General features: G+C 35.8%; 14 protein-coding genes and 1 CRISPR repeat array. Of the genes, 4 read left to right on the forward strand and 10 right to left on the reverse strand.

Annotated elements, in window-relative coordinates; all coding sequences use genetic code 11:
• The first annotated feature begins 476 nt into the window (after positions 1–476).
• Positions 477–911 (forward strand): helix-turn-helix domain-containing protein, encoded by a 435-nt coding sequence (locus tag CHB72_RS20040; RefSeq protein ID WP_089284658.1) that lies wholly within the window; start codon positions 477–479, stop codon positions 909–911.
• A gap of 75 nt (positions 912–986) precedes the next feature.
• On the opposite strand, the gene CHB72_RS20045 is transcribed toward CHB72_RS20040, so the two are convergent.
• The 10 genes from CHB72_RS20045 to CHB72_RS20085 form a co-directional block, all read right to left on the reverse strand.
• Positions 987–1,463 (reverse strand): VanZ family protein, encoded by a 477-nt coding sequence (locus CHB72_RS20045; RefSeq protein WP_089284698.1) that lies wholly within the window; start codon positions 1,461–1,463, stop codon positions 987–989.
• Positions 1,451–1,741 carry a transposase gene (locus CHB72_RS20050; RefSeq protein ID WP_089284659.1) on the reverse strand — a complete coding sequence of 97 codons (291 nt, stop codon included), beginning with the start codon at positions 1,739–1,741 and terminating at the stop codon, positions 1,451–1,453. The genes CHB72_RS20045 and CHB72_RS20050 overlap by 13 nt, the downstream gene beginning before the upstream one ends.
• A gap of 369 nt (positions 1,742–2,110) precedes the next feature.
• Positions 2,111–2,245: a hypothetical protein gene (locus tag CHB72_RS27875; protein WP_278277877.1), complete on the reverse strand. Its 135-nt coding sequence runs from the start codon at positions 2,243–2,245 to the stop codon at positions 2,111–2,113.
• 357 nt (positions 2,246–2,602) lie between these two features.
• Positions 2,603–3,567: a CRISPR direct-repeat array (repeat unit 32 nt; unit sequence ATTTCAATCCACGCCCCCATATAGGGAGCGAC).
• A gap of 178 nt (positions 3,568–3,745) precedes the next feature.
• Positions 3,746–4,036 (reverse strand): CRISPR-associated endonuclease Cas2, encoded by a 291-nt coding sequence (gene cas2, locus CHB72_RS20055; protein WP_089284699.1) that lies wholly within the window; start codon positions 4,034–4,036, stop codon positions 3,746–3,748.
• A gap of 8 nt (positions 4,037–4,044) precedes the next feature.
• Positions 4,045–5,076, reverse strand: coding sequence for a type I-C CRISPR-associated endonuclease Cas1c (gene cas1c, locus CHB72_RS20060; RefSeq protein ID WP_089284660.1), 1,032 nt, complete (start codon positions 5,074–5,076; stop codon positions 4,045–4,047).
• Complete coding sequence (gene cas4 / locus CHB72_RS20065) at positions 5,073–5,711, reverse strand: CRISPR-associated protein Cas4 (protein WP_330397095.1); 639 nt, start codon at positions 5,709–5,711, stop codon at positions 5,073–5,075. Before cas4 ends, cas1c begins: the two co-directional genes overlap by 4 nt.
• A gap of 16 nt (positions 5,712–5,727) precedes the next feature.
• On the reverse strand, positions 5,728–6,588 hold the full coding sequence (cas7c, locus tag CHB72_RS20070; RefSeq protein ID WP_089284661.1) for a type I-C CRISPR-associated protein Cas7/Csd2: 861 nt from the start codon (positions 6,586–6,588) through the stop codon (positions 5,728–5,730).
• A 15-nt stretch (positions 6,589–6,603) separates the two neighbouring features.
• Positions 6,604–8,532 carry a type I-C CRISPR-associated protein Cas8c/Csd1 gene (gene cas8c, locus CHB72_RS20075; protein ID WP_089284662.1) on the reverse strand — a complete coding sequence of 643 codons (1,929 nt, stop codon included), beginning with the start codon at positions 8,530–8,532 and terminating at the stop codon, positions 6,604–6,606.
• The gene (cas5c, locus tag CHB72_RS20080) at positions 8,516–9,250 is read right to left on the reverse strand and encodes a type I-C CRISPR-associated protein Cas5c (RefSeq protein WP_089284663.1); all 735 of its coding nucleotides are present in this window, start codon (positions 9,248–9,250) and stop codon (positions 8,516–8,518) included. Before cas5c ends, cas8c begins: the two co-directional genes overlap by 17 nt.
• Before the next feature lie 20 nt (positions 9,251–9,270).
• Entirely contained in the window at positions 9,271–11,667 is a 2,397-nt protein-coding gene (locus tag CHB72_RS20085) for a CRISPR-associated helicase/endonuclease Cas3 (RefSeq protein ID WP_089284664.1), read from the reverse strand.
• A gap of 353 nt (positions 11,668–12,020) precedes the next feature.
• On the opposite strand from CHB72_RS20085, the gene larC reads away from it, so the two are divergent.
• The 3 genes from larC to larB all read left to right on the forward strand — a co-directional run bounded on the left by larC (position 12,021) and on the right by larB (position 14,999).
• On the forward strand, positions 12,021–13,325 hold the full coding sequence (gene larC, locus CHB72_RS20090; protein ID WP_089284665.1) for a nickel pincer cofactor biosynthesis protein LarC: 1,305 nt from the start codon (positions 12,021–12,023) through the stop codon (positions 13,323–13,325).
• Positions 13,326–13,451: 126 nt separating this feature from the next.
• The gene (gene larE / locus CHB72_RS20095) at positions 13,452–14,252 is read left to right on the forward strand and encodes an ATP-dependent sacrificial sulfur transferase LarE (protein WP_089284666.1); all 801 of its coding nucleotides are present in this window, start codon (positions 13,452–13,454) and stop codon (positions 14,250–14,252) included.
• Complete coding sequence (gene larB / locus CHB72_RS20100) at positions 14,253–14,999, forward strand: nickel pincer cofactor biosynthesis protein LarB (RefSeq protein WP_089284667.1); 747 nt, start codon at positions 14,253–14,255, stop codon at positions 14,997–14,999.
• Positions 15,000–15,077: the final 78 nt, after the last annotated feature.

The raw sequence follows: 15,077 nt of genomic DNA on the forward strand, positions 1-15,077 counted from the left end.
CCATCTAAAACACGATAAAAAAACGTCTTTTTTCCTCTGCTTTTACCATCTGACATCTCCATCGTTTCATAACCTTCCTTCCTCAAAACAGTATCATTATGGTCTGCAAGTAAATCGTTCGACAGTTCGTATCCTTTGTTTTGCCTGACAGAATATTGCGATATATGTTTATGTATTTATCATAGGCGTTAACTTAAAGCTGAATATTTCCAAAAACCTTCTTTAAATGTCATCCTAAGCATCCCCTCCTTCAATTCCAATAAGATTAAAAAATTAAAAAAATAACATAGTTATAGTTTTTGAAAAAATATTCATTTGGTAATTTTAAAATAATTTTATAATCATTTGGTAATTAAATATTATCATACCGTTTGGTAATATGTCAAGATATTATTTATAATTTTGGTAATTTAAGTGCTTATAAAAATAGTTTTGTTTATAATATTGGTAAGATATTATTTAGGAGGATATTATAAGTGGAGAGTATTGGCGAAAGAATATTAAATTTACGGAAAGAACTAAATCTAAATCAAAAAGAGCTAGCTGAAAAAGTAGGCATAACAGAAGCTAGCTTGTCACGATATGAAAATAATCTTAGAGAGCCAAAAGCAGAAATAGTAACTAAAATTTCACAGGCTTTGGGGTGCTCTACTGATTATCTTTTAGGAAGTATAAGTAGGAAAAATCAAGCTGTATTACCAGAAGGTAATTTAGACAGAAATAATATTAATTATAGAAATTATAAAGAAATTGAAGGTAAAATCTTAAAAAAACTTATAGATGAAAATATTATTCATGAAGAGGAGACTATTTCTGAAGAAGCATTAGATAAAATAATCAAATACGGTGTCGATGCAGCTGTGGAAATATTAAAATTGAAAAAGATATGTAAAGCTAATAAGTCTGACTAACAATAAAGTATTGTCTCATAAACTTATGTGAATTAAATATGTGCTAATATTGATACTTACAATAAAAGATCATGGCTAGCACCTGCTAATCATGACCTTTTTCTTTATTCGACTCAATCCTAGATAAACGACTATCCCAACAACAGCCCCAGCACTATCAATGAAAACATCCTTAACCTGCCCACTTCTACCGGGGACAAAGAGCTGATGAACTTCATCACTTACAGCATATAGCACACAGATCCCTAGAGATAAAACCAACCTTTTAAAACCATCTATCCCACTTCTTTTCATTGCATTCAGCACCAATATCCCCAACACCAAATAAGCAAAGAAATGAGCGTTTTTTCTTATCAAATGATTAAGTCTACTCATATCAAAACTATTATTAGGTGCAACTCGCCCAACTGTCTCTACAATTACTTCTGTTATTCCCTTAGATAGATGATTAGACTGAACTGCTGGTTGGGCTGATAAATAGAAAATTAAGGCCATCCATAGGAGGACTGCTAGCCAGGAGAAAATGACAGTTAATCTTCTTAGTTTAACCATGAATAACATCTTTCTTCATCTTTTTTTATAACATTTACCATAACTTCCACGTCCTCTTTAAATTTAACACACAGAACTTTAGGAGAGCAAAGAAGGTTTACCATCCTCCCTATATTACAGATCATATTTGCTATAATAATATGCTCCTTGGCTCTTGAAATCTTTACATACCGACATCTTCTGAGTCCATGATTTCTTACCATGGTGGCAAATCTTCTTTCCACCTTAAATCTATTGTTACTTGCCTCTTGAAAGGCTTTTGTTTTTACCCTTTCCATATGATGTCAATTTATTTGTTTTTTCAATAGGTTTGTATAGTAATTTTATTAGATGTTGACGCTCAACTAGTTAGATTTTCTCGGGGTCAGCCTGGACTTCTTTTAATAAGTGTCTTTCTCTTGTTGTATACATTCTGAAGAACCTCTGTATCCTTTTTCTCTGATAGCCTCTTCAAATTTTTTGAATGTCCATCCTTTGCTAAGCAATTCATTTATATCATCATGAAATGGAGTTAAAGGCCCTCCACTATAGGTTCCATATGCACTATGGACTGCTGAGACATTTGGATCTAAATACCTTCTTCCAGTATGCCTAGAAAGTCCAGTTTCTCTTGCAATTGCGTTATTTGAATAATGTTGTTCATGTAACTATTTTACTTTAGCAATATTAGCTTCCTTCTTTGATACTACTAAATCATGTTCTTTAAAACGGACATCTTTATCTTTGAAGTTTTCTGAATTATCCTCTAAGCTAATATATTTTTCTACCGTTCTAATATCCATTTTTAATTGTTTTCTTATTTCATGTTTAGTAAGACCCTTCCTATGTAGTTCTTTTACATTATTAATTTTATCTTTTTTAGATTTTGCATTATATCCAGTTCTATTAGGTAATGGTGAAGTTTCATCTTCTTTGGTTATAGGAATCTTGACCTTTATCCCTACTGTCTTTGAAATATATTTTTTTACAATAGTCCCTTAAATTCTTGAATAAATGAAAACGATCACTGACTTGAACAGCATCCGAATGTGCTGTGCTAATAGCAGCTGCATATACATGCATCAGCAATTATTTCAATCCACGCCCCCCATATAGGGAGCGACGTCATAAGGTATTTCATCCTCACTTTCATATTCCCAATTTCAATCCACGCCCCCATATAGGGAGCGACATGCAGGGGCTTTTTACAAAAATGTAACATTCACCATTTCAATCCACGCCCCCATATAGGGAGCGACCATTCTTGAAAGAGCTAGACAAGACTTAACTCAAATTTCAATCCACGCCCCCATATAGGGAGCGACTGCATTCATTTCTTTACCTTCCTCCTTTTTTTCTAATTTCAATCCACGCCCCCATATAGGGAGCGACAGAGTAATAATTCAGACTGATGATAGTTTTGGAGGTATTTCAATCCACGCCCCCATATAGGGAGCGACTAGTCGAGGTAGCACTTCCGTGGTGGCCTACTTTTAATTTCAATCCACGCCCCCATATAGGGAGCGACTCCAGTTGACATTACTTCATCAATTGCAGATTCGATTTCAATCCACGCCCCCATATAGGGAGCGACATGCTATAGGAAAAGCCGTAGAAGATAAGTTTAAGATTTCAATCCACGCCCCCATATAGGGAGCGACGACACAAAAAGTAAGGTAGACAGAACCATAGGAATTTCAATCCACGCCCCCATATAGGGAGCGACGACATTAAAAAAGCTATGATGGAAACACTAGACAATTTCAATCCACGCCCCCATATAGGGAGCGACCCCTCCAGTAAATAGCAATTACCCTTACTGGAGATTTCAATCCACGCCCCCATATAGGGAGCGACTGCCAAGGACCTAGGATTAGACAAAGAAATAATCAAATTTCAATCCACGCCCCCATATAGGGAGCGACTTTCATCATAAATTTCTTGATGTGTCTTCCTTTATTTCAATCCACGCCCCCATATAGGGAGCGACCATGCAGTAAAATCAAAACCATGCGTAGGGTTTAAATTTCAATCCACGCCCCCATATAGGGAGCGACGATTAAAATTTCCTATTCTTGCAATAGCAGCAGTATATTTCAATCCACGCCCCCATATAGGGAGCGACAGCAAAAAAGGGATAAATAACAAATAAAACACACTTAGTTTCTTCATTTCGAGGCATATTTTGGCACTTTTATTATATAATCCATGATTCATATTACATATTTTTACTTTTTTGGTGTGTTTTAGTTAAACCTTAGGTGCGAAAGCTCTAGGAATTCCATGTTAGCTAAATATTCGCACTAAATTATAAGCGTATCCTCAACATCAAATGACTCCTTTGTACCTATATGTACAACCTTACCTTTATAATTATTCCCTAAATAATAAAACCGCAAGCTATCTTTGTCCTTGTCAATAATTTGCTCAAGTTTGTGCTGAAGTTCACGACATTTAGTTGCATCTAATACACACTCAAACACTGAATTTTGAACACGTTGACCATAATTAACACATTGCCTTGCAACTTGACGCAAACGCTTCCTACCAAGTGATGTTTCTGTATTTATATCATAGGTTATCAACACTAACACTTTATCACCTACTTCCACATAAATGGTGGATATCCATCTAAATCACCCCGGATATACCTAGCCAACAGCATTGCCTGTGCATAAGGGACAAGTCCCCACTCTACCTTTTCTTGTAGAAATGGATGTGTGATTTTTTCCTGTTTTTTACTCTGCCAGGCTTTTAAGATAGTTTTTCTTGTATCATCATCCATAACAACTGCACCATTTTCCTTTTGGTTAAAACCAGCTGCTTTTATTTCTTTTTTGTTGATTAGCGAAATAACAAACCGGTCAGCATAGACTGAACGTAGTTCCTCCATCATATCAAGTGCCAAAGAAACTCTCCCGGGTCTATCCCGGTGTAAAAATCCTACATAAGGGTCAAGTCCCACCGTTTCTAATGCCGCTGCAACATCGTGCGCCAAGAGGGTATATACAAATGACAGCATTGCATTAACATTATCAAGAGGTGGCCGTTTATTACGATAACGAAAATAGAAGTATTCTTTTTGTTGAAGAATTAAATCATCAAATACACTAAAATATTGTGATGCTGCCTCCCCCTCATATCCTCTGAGTTGTTCTAAACTTTCACTTTGCTCAACTAATTTCAAGGAGTTAGCTAGAACTTTAGAAACTTTTTTTAACTTATCAACATCAAGTCGCATAGCGTAGTCACGGGTTGCCCGTTCAAGTACCCAGCGTGTATTGTAAATCTTTCCAAGAATAAAATTTTTAGCGATTTTATTACTTTCCTCTACGCTATCTGAAAGTCTATATTGAGCCTTCCTTAAAGTAACATTACCCCTAACTTCACCCACTACCCGCGCAAGAAATTTTCCACTCGGTTTCATAAAGGTTAATGCAATATTGCGCTTTGCACAAGCACCCATTAATCCTGGGCTTGCACCACTATAACCAAAAGTAACAATGCCTTCAAGATTATGCAATGGAATTCTTGAGAGTTCTACTTGTTCTTTTAAAATAACAATATTTTCTCCATCAAGGGACAAATAAGTATCCGGAGAAGTGATGTAAAGTGTATTTAGTAACTTTCTCATTCCTCCACCTCCAAAAGATTTTTCTTTATATAGTAAACCGCGGAGGGATTTTTACATAACTTTGGCATGCAAATCTCCGTTAGTGAACATGCTTTACATCTTTTAGATTGTTTAACTTTAGGTGTATGCCTCTTGTCATATAGTTCATGCATTTCTTTTACAGTTTTTTTAACCTGTTGCCGTAGCCCATCGTCAAGTATAATTTTCAGCCTGCGTTTTGTTTCTCCATAGAACAAAAAAGCCTCTGTAATTTCACATAATAGCATTTCCTCAAGACACATAGCCTGTGCGCATAGTTGTAATGCATCAGATTCATCTTCTTTTGGTTTTCCCCGCTTATACTCTACAGGAACGGGCTTATAATTCCCCTCTCTACCAAATATAGTTACCCCATCCGAGGCCTTATGTAGTTCAACAACATCACAAGCCCCAGTTATTCCTAATGAACGTGAAAAGATTGCCATACCACGAGAAACAATTAAACTCCCACGTTTTTCCTTTATAGTGTTATCATGTGTTTTCTCATGAAGAATTCCGCCCTCAATTGTACGAAGGTTTTCTTGCCATTGTTGTTCGATGTGTATTAATGCCCACTGCCGTTTACAAAATGAAAAATGTTGTATCCCAGATAGCAATAAAAAATCTTCCTCTTTATATTCCATCATATATTTCTGGGGTGAGTCCTTCTAAAGTTTCGATGGAGATCTTGTAATCATTAGTACTTTTTGGAACCTCTGTCATTGGTACCACCTGTAAGCTTCTGTGAACCTTTGCAGATGAATATTGACCTATCTGGGTATTATGTTTCCACCAATACAACTTGCATACCTCCATACTGCCATCTGGGCGAGCAGAGGAGCAATCATTTTCAAAAAGAGTAATTAGTGCCTTTTTAATAAGCTCACTATCCTCTTGACTAAAGCCTGTTTTTGTTGCCAGCTGTGTATTAATACTTCCATAAACTACATAAACTCCAAACTCAACTCTATGTTTCATCCCCATTGTATCAGGACTTTTTTTATCAGGATCTTTCCCAGTTTCACCGTTAACACTTTTTGTTATTTGCATACTTGATATCTCAATTGGGGAAGCACTTACTGCCGTATGAATTGACACTGGACCCCTTATGCCTATTGAAACAGCATTATCCTCGTCACCTTTTTTAAATGCAAAAACTTGTCCGAAGCTTCTTACATCAATCCATTTTTCACAAACTATCTTTGCATATTGTTCCTTATCTTTGCTTGATTTTTTAAGTTCTGCGCAACCATCAGCTCTATCCTTTAGACTTCTAAATCCATCTGTTCTTCTTTCATCTGATTGAACAAATATTTCTTGTCCCATATCCTGAAGTCGGTTACGGATTTTTCTTTTAATGCAAACATCAGAAATCTCACCAAAGCCATCATAATTTTCTCTAGGTCTGTTGCCATTCAACGGATCACCATTAGGATTGGCATTTTTTACTGAAATAATCACTGCAAAGTCAACCTTATTTTCAAAATTACTCATTTTTCTTTTCCTCCTTTAGTTTATTTTTTCTAATTTCTTTTTTGCGCTTTCTTCGATTCTTTTCTTTTTCTCTTCAATAAAAACTTGCCTTTGACAATAATATCCTAAGATGTAACTATCATCTAACTTCTTTTGACTTATAAATTCCTCATACGGTATCATCGAATTAACCCCAGTCATTAATTCTGTTAAATCTGCACCCTTAGCACCTAATCTTATTATATATGGTCTAAGCTTATCTGTAAGGATGCCCCAAGTTTTGTAAGGGTGTAGTTTAAATTGATGCATTAATCTTTCTGCATTTGTAGCTCTTTTCTCATTTGTAGTATACAACGCATATTCTTCAATTTCTTGTGCAATGGCTAGAAGTCTACCGAAAATGTAACTTCTATCCTTCTGGTTTTCATCCAGTGCCATCTCCCATACCTCCTTAAATTTATCATATTTATATTTTCTAACTAAAGCACAAGTTATAGTTAATGCTTTTTCCCATTCCCATTTTTCCATAGAAACTGGACTTGAAGCACGATTAACTGCTAAATTTACAAGGTCATAGGGTAACTTAGCTCCATCAATAATACAGGGTAATAATCTTTCTATCGTTGCCTTTAGCAAAGTATCCTTCAATTCAAGCTGTTTTTTTTGTGTTTTGCTATTTTCTCTTGGGCTCCCAAATCCAATGGTAGCAATATCTTTTGGAGAAGGGGCACCAATAAAAGAAATTACCTTGAATTTTTCTTTACCCTTTTCGTCAAGCCCGTCAGGTACTGTTTTGTATGAATGTTGCCAGATACAGGTGCTATGCCAATGTTTAATCCTATTTAGAAAATCAGTACCATCGAGCTCACGATAATAGGTTATAGATAATCGCCCTGTTGTTGCGGCATCCAGCCCCATAATAACAATTTCAGCCTTTGTATCTAAGTCACATCCATAACCTGCAATAGCCTTATTTAGTCTCTTGGCAAACTCCTTTTCAGTTGAAACAATTGCCATTTCTTCTTCTCCAAAAATGCCCCCTTGTGTATCCTCTAGAATCTCGGGAATAGTTTGGTTTTTAGTGCCCCATGCAACTACAACCTGGTCACCATTTTTATAACCTTGCTTATCAATAAGCCAACGTAATGCATTATGTGATTTTTGTGAAGTTTCGTACCCTACACTGACCACTTGGTCTTTATCTACAAACCGACCTCGATATGTAAAACCAGTGGCATCATTTGCTGAAATTAACTTTGCCTTATCCCCCGTGTTTCTCACCTTTGCAGGATGTTTTTCTGAACATGGAATTTTGTCTCCTTGTACATAACACAATTTTACATCCTGCTGAAGACTTAAATAATATTTAATATAGCTGTTATAAACGTCTTTATCAAGCCACACAGCAGACTCATCTTCTCCTGAGATTTCCACCTTAAATCTTATAAAAGCATCACTTTGATTGCCTGCTCCTAACTTAACTTTTGAAAGAGTTCCATTACTATCACCTACTAATACCTTTTGCTCTATTAAATCAGAAATAAGAGTTTTCTTTTGTAGGTAAGTTAGAACTGCTTTTACTTTATTATTACAATAAGGAGAATCACACCAATTCTCAAGCTGTTCCATATACTTCTTGTAGAACTCCTCACCATTTTTCTTCTCCACATAGTTACTATAATCACCTGCAACATATTGTAATTTGTCACAAAGTGGATGTGGAGGAGGTTTTGTCCCACTTCTAGTAGCAGAATCCTCAGTTACAGGGATAATTGTAACTGCCTCTTCTTTTTCTAACATTTTTGCCCTTAAGAAATTACCCCCTCCATTAAGGATGACTTCTATTTGTGCATTTTGGGTAGAGTGAGCAATGGGAAGAAGCGGTGTTTTTTCATCAGAACCCGTGATTCCCACTTCACTCCTGCAATTCTGATAAGTATTATAAAGCTTATGAATCCAACTCAATTATCTCTCCCTCCTCTTCAAATTCTTCAAGCCCACTGAAATTATTTTCATCAAATTTCTTGGGCTTCATCGCCGAAAGCTCACGTTTAATAATATATTCTTCATCATCAGGTCTTGGAAACTTAATATACCCATTGTTCATTTCTGGTCTCCAAAGTCTAGCTACTAGCTTATCTTTTCCAGTTTCATCTGGATAGTCAAAGCCATGAAACATAAGTCCAAAGGAAAGTGATCCATAATTGTCATAGGCTCCCTCCCCCTCTCCAAAATTACATGGTTCCACATATGCTTGACACTCTCTAGTTCCTAAGAAGACATCTCGTCTCCCACCACGGTTGATCATTCTTTTTGCAACTATATAATGCTTATTTTCATTTCTGTCCTTCTCTAAATTGGGTCGATTATAATTCCATTCAAAATGTGCCTTTACTTGATATTCAACATTTGTTAGATATGTGTAAATAGACAAGGTATTTCCTCCACTGAAATTGATGGGACGTACATTCTGGGATTGGGTTTTAATTAAATTAATAACCCTTACTTCATCAATAATCCATATTAATGTCGGTTTCCAGTATACACTTTCTAGTATTCCTTTAAGTGCTTGATATGTTGGTACTTGATATGAGAATTTTTCTCCTCCGATTCTATTAATAGGATCGCTAAAAAGGGCATACCGTCCACTAACTTTAAATTCAACACTGTTTTCTCTTTCCAATTGTCTCCCCTCCTCAATAATTAATAATTATAAAATTCTATTGAAACACCTTCAAAGGTCACCCCCACATCATCTTTATAGAATTCATCCCTCAGTGCAAATATTACAGCATCTTTTAGTTTAATAATTGCGCCCATTTCTTCTAGTTTTCTTCTATCTGTTTCAAATAAATTTACTGAGTACTGCTGGGCTTCCTTTAAATATTGTTTTATTTCACTTAAGCTACATGAACCATTTATTAGTGTAATAAGTGTCTTACCTCTTTCATATGGTACCATGACGCTTGTTGTTTTCTGGTCAATCACCTGAAAGTAATCTCCCGCCGTTTTAAAGGCTTGTCTTAACATTAGCTTTGGATCATAATCGTTTCTGTTTCTAAAAGCAAGTACTGCCTCTTTATTACTTGATAGCAAGTCATACATTGATTTATCGTTATTTGGTTTTGGTAATGTGTAATTCATTTCTACTCTTCTATCATGAAAATAATACTGATAATAGCTATTCAGAGCCTTTGGAGAAAGAAGATCATTATCAAAGTTATTGGGATTTTCTTTAAATTCATCAAGAACTCGCGCAGTGGCTTCTTGCCCCATTTTGATGTCCGCTAATTTATTGACACTTTCTCCCTCAATATTAACAATATAAACATCGCCGCAATTTTTTTCTCCATGACGATTACATCTCCCTGCTGCTTGAGCAATACTATCCAATCCAGCAAGGGAGCGAATAACACAACCAAAGGAAATATTAACGCCAGCTTCTATTAATTGAGTGCTAATACAAATTACTCTCTGATGCCCTAGCTTTTTTTTCATATTTTGTAAAATCTTCATTCTATGAGAAGGACACATATTTGTACTTAAGTGAAAAATACAATACTGCTTTTCTACTGCTAAATCTGTATTTGCTTTCTTTAACTCATTAAAAACTTCTTTTGCAGCCTTCTTAGTATTCAAAATCACCAGTACGCTTTCTAGCTGATCCATCTTGTCTAAAACAAAGTCTTTTAGTAAAGCTACGCTATAGCCTCCAACAATCCTTTTATCAATCAAATCCACACGTTTAAATTCTTGAAATTTCTCCTGCATATTAGAAATTATATTAGGATTTTCACTTAGCTTTAATGGCATTTCTGTAGTTGCTAAAAGTGGCTGAGTTGCTGTGCAAAGTATAATCGTTGTATTACAAATATTTGAAAGGAAGTTCATTGCGCTATTGAACATATTTATGCACTTAATGGGAATGGTCTGAATTTCGTCAAATATAATAATTGAATTTGCAAGGTTATGCATTCGCCTAACGCTTTGTGTCCCACCACTAAATAAAGTGTCTAAAAACTGTATCATTGTAGTAAAAATAATAGGACTATCCCAACGTTCGGTTAAAAGCTTGTACTCTTCTTGTTGATTGTCAATTACAAGGTTTGAATGATGCTCCAGAATGATATCTTCTCGTCCTAAAATATCTTTTATATCCTTAGCATTTTGATCGATAATGGTAGTATAGGGAATAATATAAAAAATTCTATCCTTACTAAATTTCTTTGCATGTTCTAAAGCATATCTCAAACTGGAAAGTGTTTTACCGCCTCCTGTTGGCACTGATAATTGATATACTCCTGGGCTCTTTTCTCCAAAGTTCTTACATGCTATGGATACTTCTTCCCTCAACAAATCTATTCTAGTTAATTTAGGATAGTTTTTTAGCTTAGTTTCTAGCACATCTGCAAGCTCATTCCATAAAGCTGATTTATCAACATTTTGCTCTGGTTCCCTATCTTCCATAAATAAATATGTATCGTATCTATCTGCATCAATCACACAACTAAAAAGGTATTTTGCTAGCATTCCAGCTGCAAACTGTCCAAATTTAGCAGATTGACCTATCTTGTTAATTTTAAGCAGAACCTCTCTTATCTCTTTCTTTGAATTAGAGAGTAGAGTATTAATGTCGTTCATTTCTGAACATCCTGACTTAAAATTAGATAATGCTTCATCGAAAAAAAAATCTTTATCTTTATTCATCCTGTCAGTAAATCTATCCATGCCATCTAACTCTAAGCAATCGATCAATCCACCATGATGTGAACAAATGGATAATGAAATAATTTGTGCTGCAAGTCTTTGGTATGGATCTTTTGCATCATAAAAGTTATCATATATATATTTTGCACCTGCTGTAGAGTGGTCAATTGAGCCCCTAAGGGATTTGTCACCAGGGTTTAGTGAGCTGTAATGTATATAAGAATCAAATTTGTTTGTTAGCTTTCCCATATCATGAAGTAGGCCTATTAACTCTCCTGTTACACCAAGAGAAATTTTTCCACCATATTCCATGGATAGTTTAGAAACATTATATAAATGTTCCTTAACACTTTGTTCCTTTAGAGTGTTTTGATTAATATGTGCGCAAAACATTTAATCACTCCTTATTTTTTTGTAATTTGGACCCTTTCACACTCTCACGACTAGTTAACAACTTCATCTTTTGGCTTATAAGACCCTCTTCACTAGTCTTTCATTTGTTACTCTATTCCACAAAAAATAACAAACCCCTTTGTCTAAAAATAGGTTATTTTGTCGATTTTCTTCGTTTTTCTATAGATTACAACAAAAATGTAGAGCACTACCTTTGTTTCTAATTTGAAGATCATACAAAAAACAATCAATCATTTTCATATCTTTTATTAATATAGTATAATAAGAAAATACTATTAAAAAATATCATTTTTCATAAACTAAACTTTATAGCTACAGGAGGTGTTTTTCTCATGAAAATCCTATATTACGACTGTTTTTCTGGCATTAGTGGCGATATGAATCTTGGCGCCATGATTGATCTCGGCGTAAATGAAGGGGATTTGCGAAGAGAGTTACGGAAGCTACATTTACATAATGAATTTGAATTAGAAGTTACTAGAGACGAAAGAAAAGGGATCACAGGTACAAAGGTTGATGTAAAGCTATTACATGACCAGCATAAAAATCATCATAAAAAAGAGTCCCATTCTCATAACCATCTTCATACACATGACGGCGAACACTGTCATCATGACAGGCATGATCATCATCACCACGAAGAAGACCATCATCATCATCACCACCATCACAGAAACCTCCATGACATAGAAACGATTATTTCTAACAGCCATTTAAGCAACTCCGTAAAGGAATTAAGCTTAAAAATGTTTATGGAGGTCGCTAAAGCAGAGGCAAAAATCCATGGTAAGCCTATAGAAGAAGTACACTTCCATGAGGTAGGTGCGGTGGATTCTATTGTTGATATCATAGGAGCCGCTATATGTTATGATATCTTAAAGGTGGACAAGGTGATTTTTTCTCCTATCACAGTGGGAAGCGGCTTTGTAGATTGTGCTCATGGTAGATTTCCTGTTCCTGCTCCTGCTACGACTGAGATTTTAAAAGGAGTTCCTATCACTTCAGGAGAGATCCAAAAGGAAATGACTACTCCCACTGGAGCTGTTATCGCTAAAGTGTTGGGAGAAGAATTTACTTCTGATAAGAACTTCACTATTACAAAAGTTGGTTATGGTATCGGCCACAGGGATAATATGATCCCTAATGTATTGAGGGTATTTCTTGGGGAAACTAACCACCAGCATAAAGAAAAGGCAAAAATGATAGAGTGCAACATTGATGATATGAATCCAGAATTATATCAGTATGTGATGAATAAATTGTTGGAGAAAGGTGCTATGGATGTATATCTTACACCTATTACCATGAAAAAGAGTAGGCCTGCTATGAAGTTTAGTGTTCTATGTAGCCATGAATTAGCAGATTCTCTTACAAACATTTTATTTCAAGAAACTACTACCTTAGGCATTCGAAGCTATGATGTAGATAAAGCTATGATGGGTAGAAAAATAGTAAACATTGATAGTCCGTATGGTTCAGTTAGAATCAAGCTGGCTCTGTTAAATGGAGAAATTGTTAAGTGGAAGCCTGAGTATGAGGATTGTAAAGTGATTGCAGAAAACCATAATATTCCCATCTATCAGGTGTATCATACCGTTCAACAGCTGTATCTTCATGAAGATTCTAAGGATGTTTAATATTATATACACCAAGATTTGGGGACACACCAGTGATAGACCGTCGCAGATTTTCCTCAAATCTCTATCTCCATAGAGATTCACAGGATTTTTAGCGACAATTTTATAATCTAAGGGGGCATAAACATGGAATTACCTAAAAAATATAATAGACTTTTAGAGCATATCAAGTCCTTGGAGAGCGTAGTCATCGCCTTTTCTGGAGGAGTAGATAGCACCTTTTTACTGAAGGCTGCAAAGGAAGCTATAGGAGATCGGGTTATTGCATTAACCATTCATGCACCCTTCCATCTCCAATGGGAAATAGAAGAAACAAAGGAACTGACTAAGGAATTAAGCATAAAGCATGTGATCCTTGAGCATACAGAAATTATTCCTGAGATAAAGAACAACCCTAGTGATCGATGTTATCTTTGTAAAAAAGCTGTCTTCCAAGGGATTTTAGATTTTGCTAAGGAAAATGGTTATAATTATGTTGCTGACGGTACCAACTTTGATGATACAAAAGATTACCGTCCAGGCATGAAGGCCTTGAAGGAATTGCAGGTAGTCAGTCCACTATTGGAAGCTGGCTTTACGAAGAATGAGATCAGAAGTATGTCCAAGGAACTAGGACTACCTACCTGGAATAAACCTGCCTATGCCTGTATATTGACTAGAATACAATATGGCCAGGAAATTACAAAGGAAGATTTACAGAAAATAGAATTAGCTGAGAAATATATGATCGACCTAGGATTCCCCATTGTTAGGGTTCGTCTTCACGACCAACTGGCTAGAATCGAAGTAGCCCCAGATAGATTAAAGGATTTAATGACGGAAAATATGATTCAAAAGATTGCCAAGGACTTCAAAAAAATAGGCTTTCAATATGTTACTGTGGATTTAGAAGGTTATAGAACTGGAAGTCAAAACGAGGTGTTATAAATGAAGGTTGAAGCAATTGAAAAGCTTCTAATAGATGTAAAAGAAAATAAAGTAGATATAGCGGAGGCCTTGTCCACTTTAAAGCAGCTTCCCTATCAAGATTTAGGTTTTGCAAAAATTGATCATCATAGGGAGCTAAGACAGGGATATCCAGAGGTAATCTACTGCAGCGGTAAAACCATAGACCAGATTGTACATATAATAGAAATTATGATCCATCGAGGCAGCAATGTTTTGGGCACCAGAGCTACAGAGGAAATGTTTGAAGCTGTGAAAAAACAGTTTCCTATGGCTGCTTACAATCAATCTGCAAGAACCATTACCATTGTACAAAAAGAAATTGAACCATCTAAAGGATATATTGCCGTTGTTACTGGAGGTACTTCTGATATGCCTGTTGCAGAGGAAGCGGCGGTAACGGCAGAGATATTAGGCAACAAAGTAGAAAGGATTTATGATGTAGGGGTTGCTGGTATTCATCGATTGTTTTCCAAGCTGGAGATTATCACCAACGCTAGGGTTGTAATCGCTGTTGCTGGTATGGAGGGAGCATTGGCCAGCGTGGTGGGAGGTCTTGTAGATAAACCTGTCATCGCAGTTCCTACCAGCGTCGGTTATGGGGCAAACTTTGGAGGCTTAGCTGCCTTGCTTTCCATGCTAAACAGTTGTGCCAGCGGTACTGCTGTTGTCAATATAGACAATGGCTTTGGTGCTGGCTATATGGCTAGTATGATTAACAAACTTTAGATGTTGCTAAAGAATCTACAATAGGGTATACTTTTATCTATGTGTATTTGAACAAATTGAACTCACATATAGAAAGGA

Origin of the sequence: Anaerovirgula multivorans (assembly GCF_900188145.1) — a bacterium.
In the GTDB taxonomy this organism is placed as follows: Bacteria; Bacillota; Clostridia; order Peptostreptococcales; family Natronincolaceae; genus Anaerovirgula; species Anaerovirgula multivorans.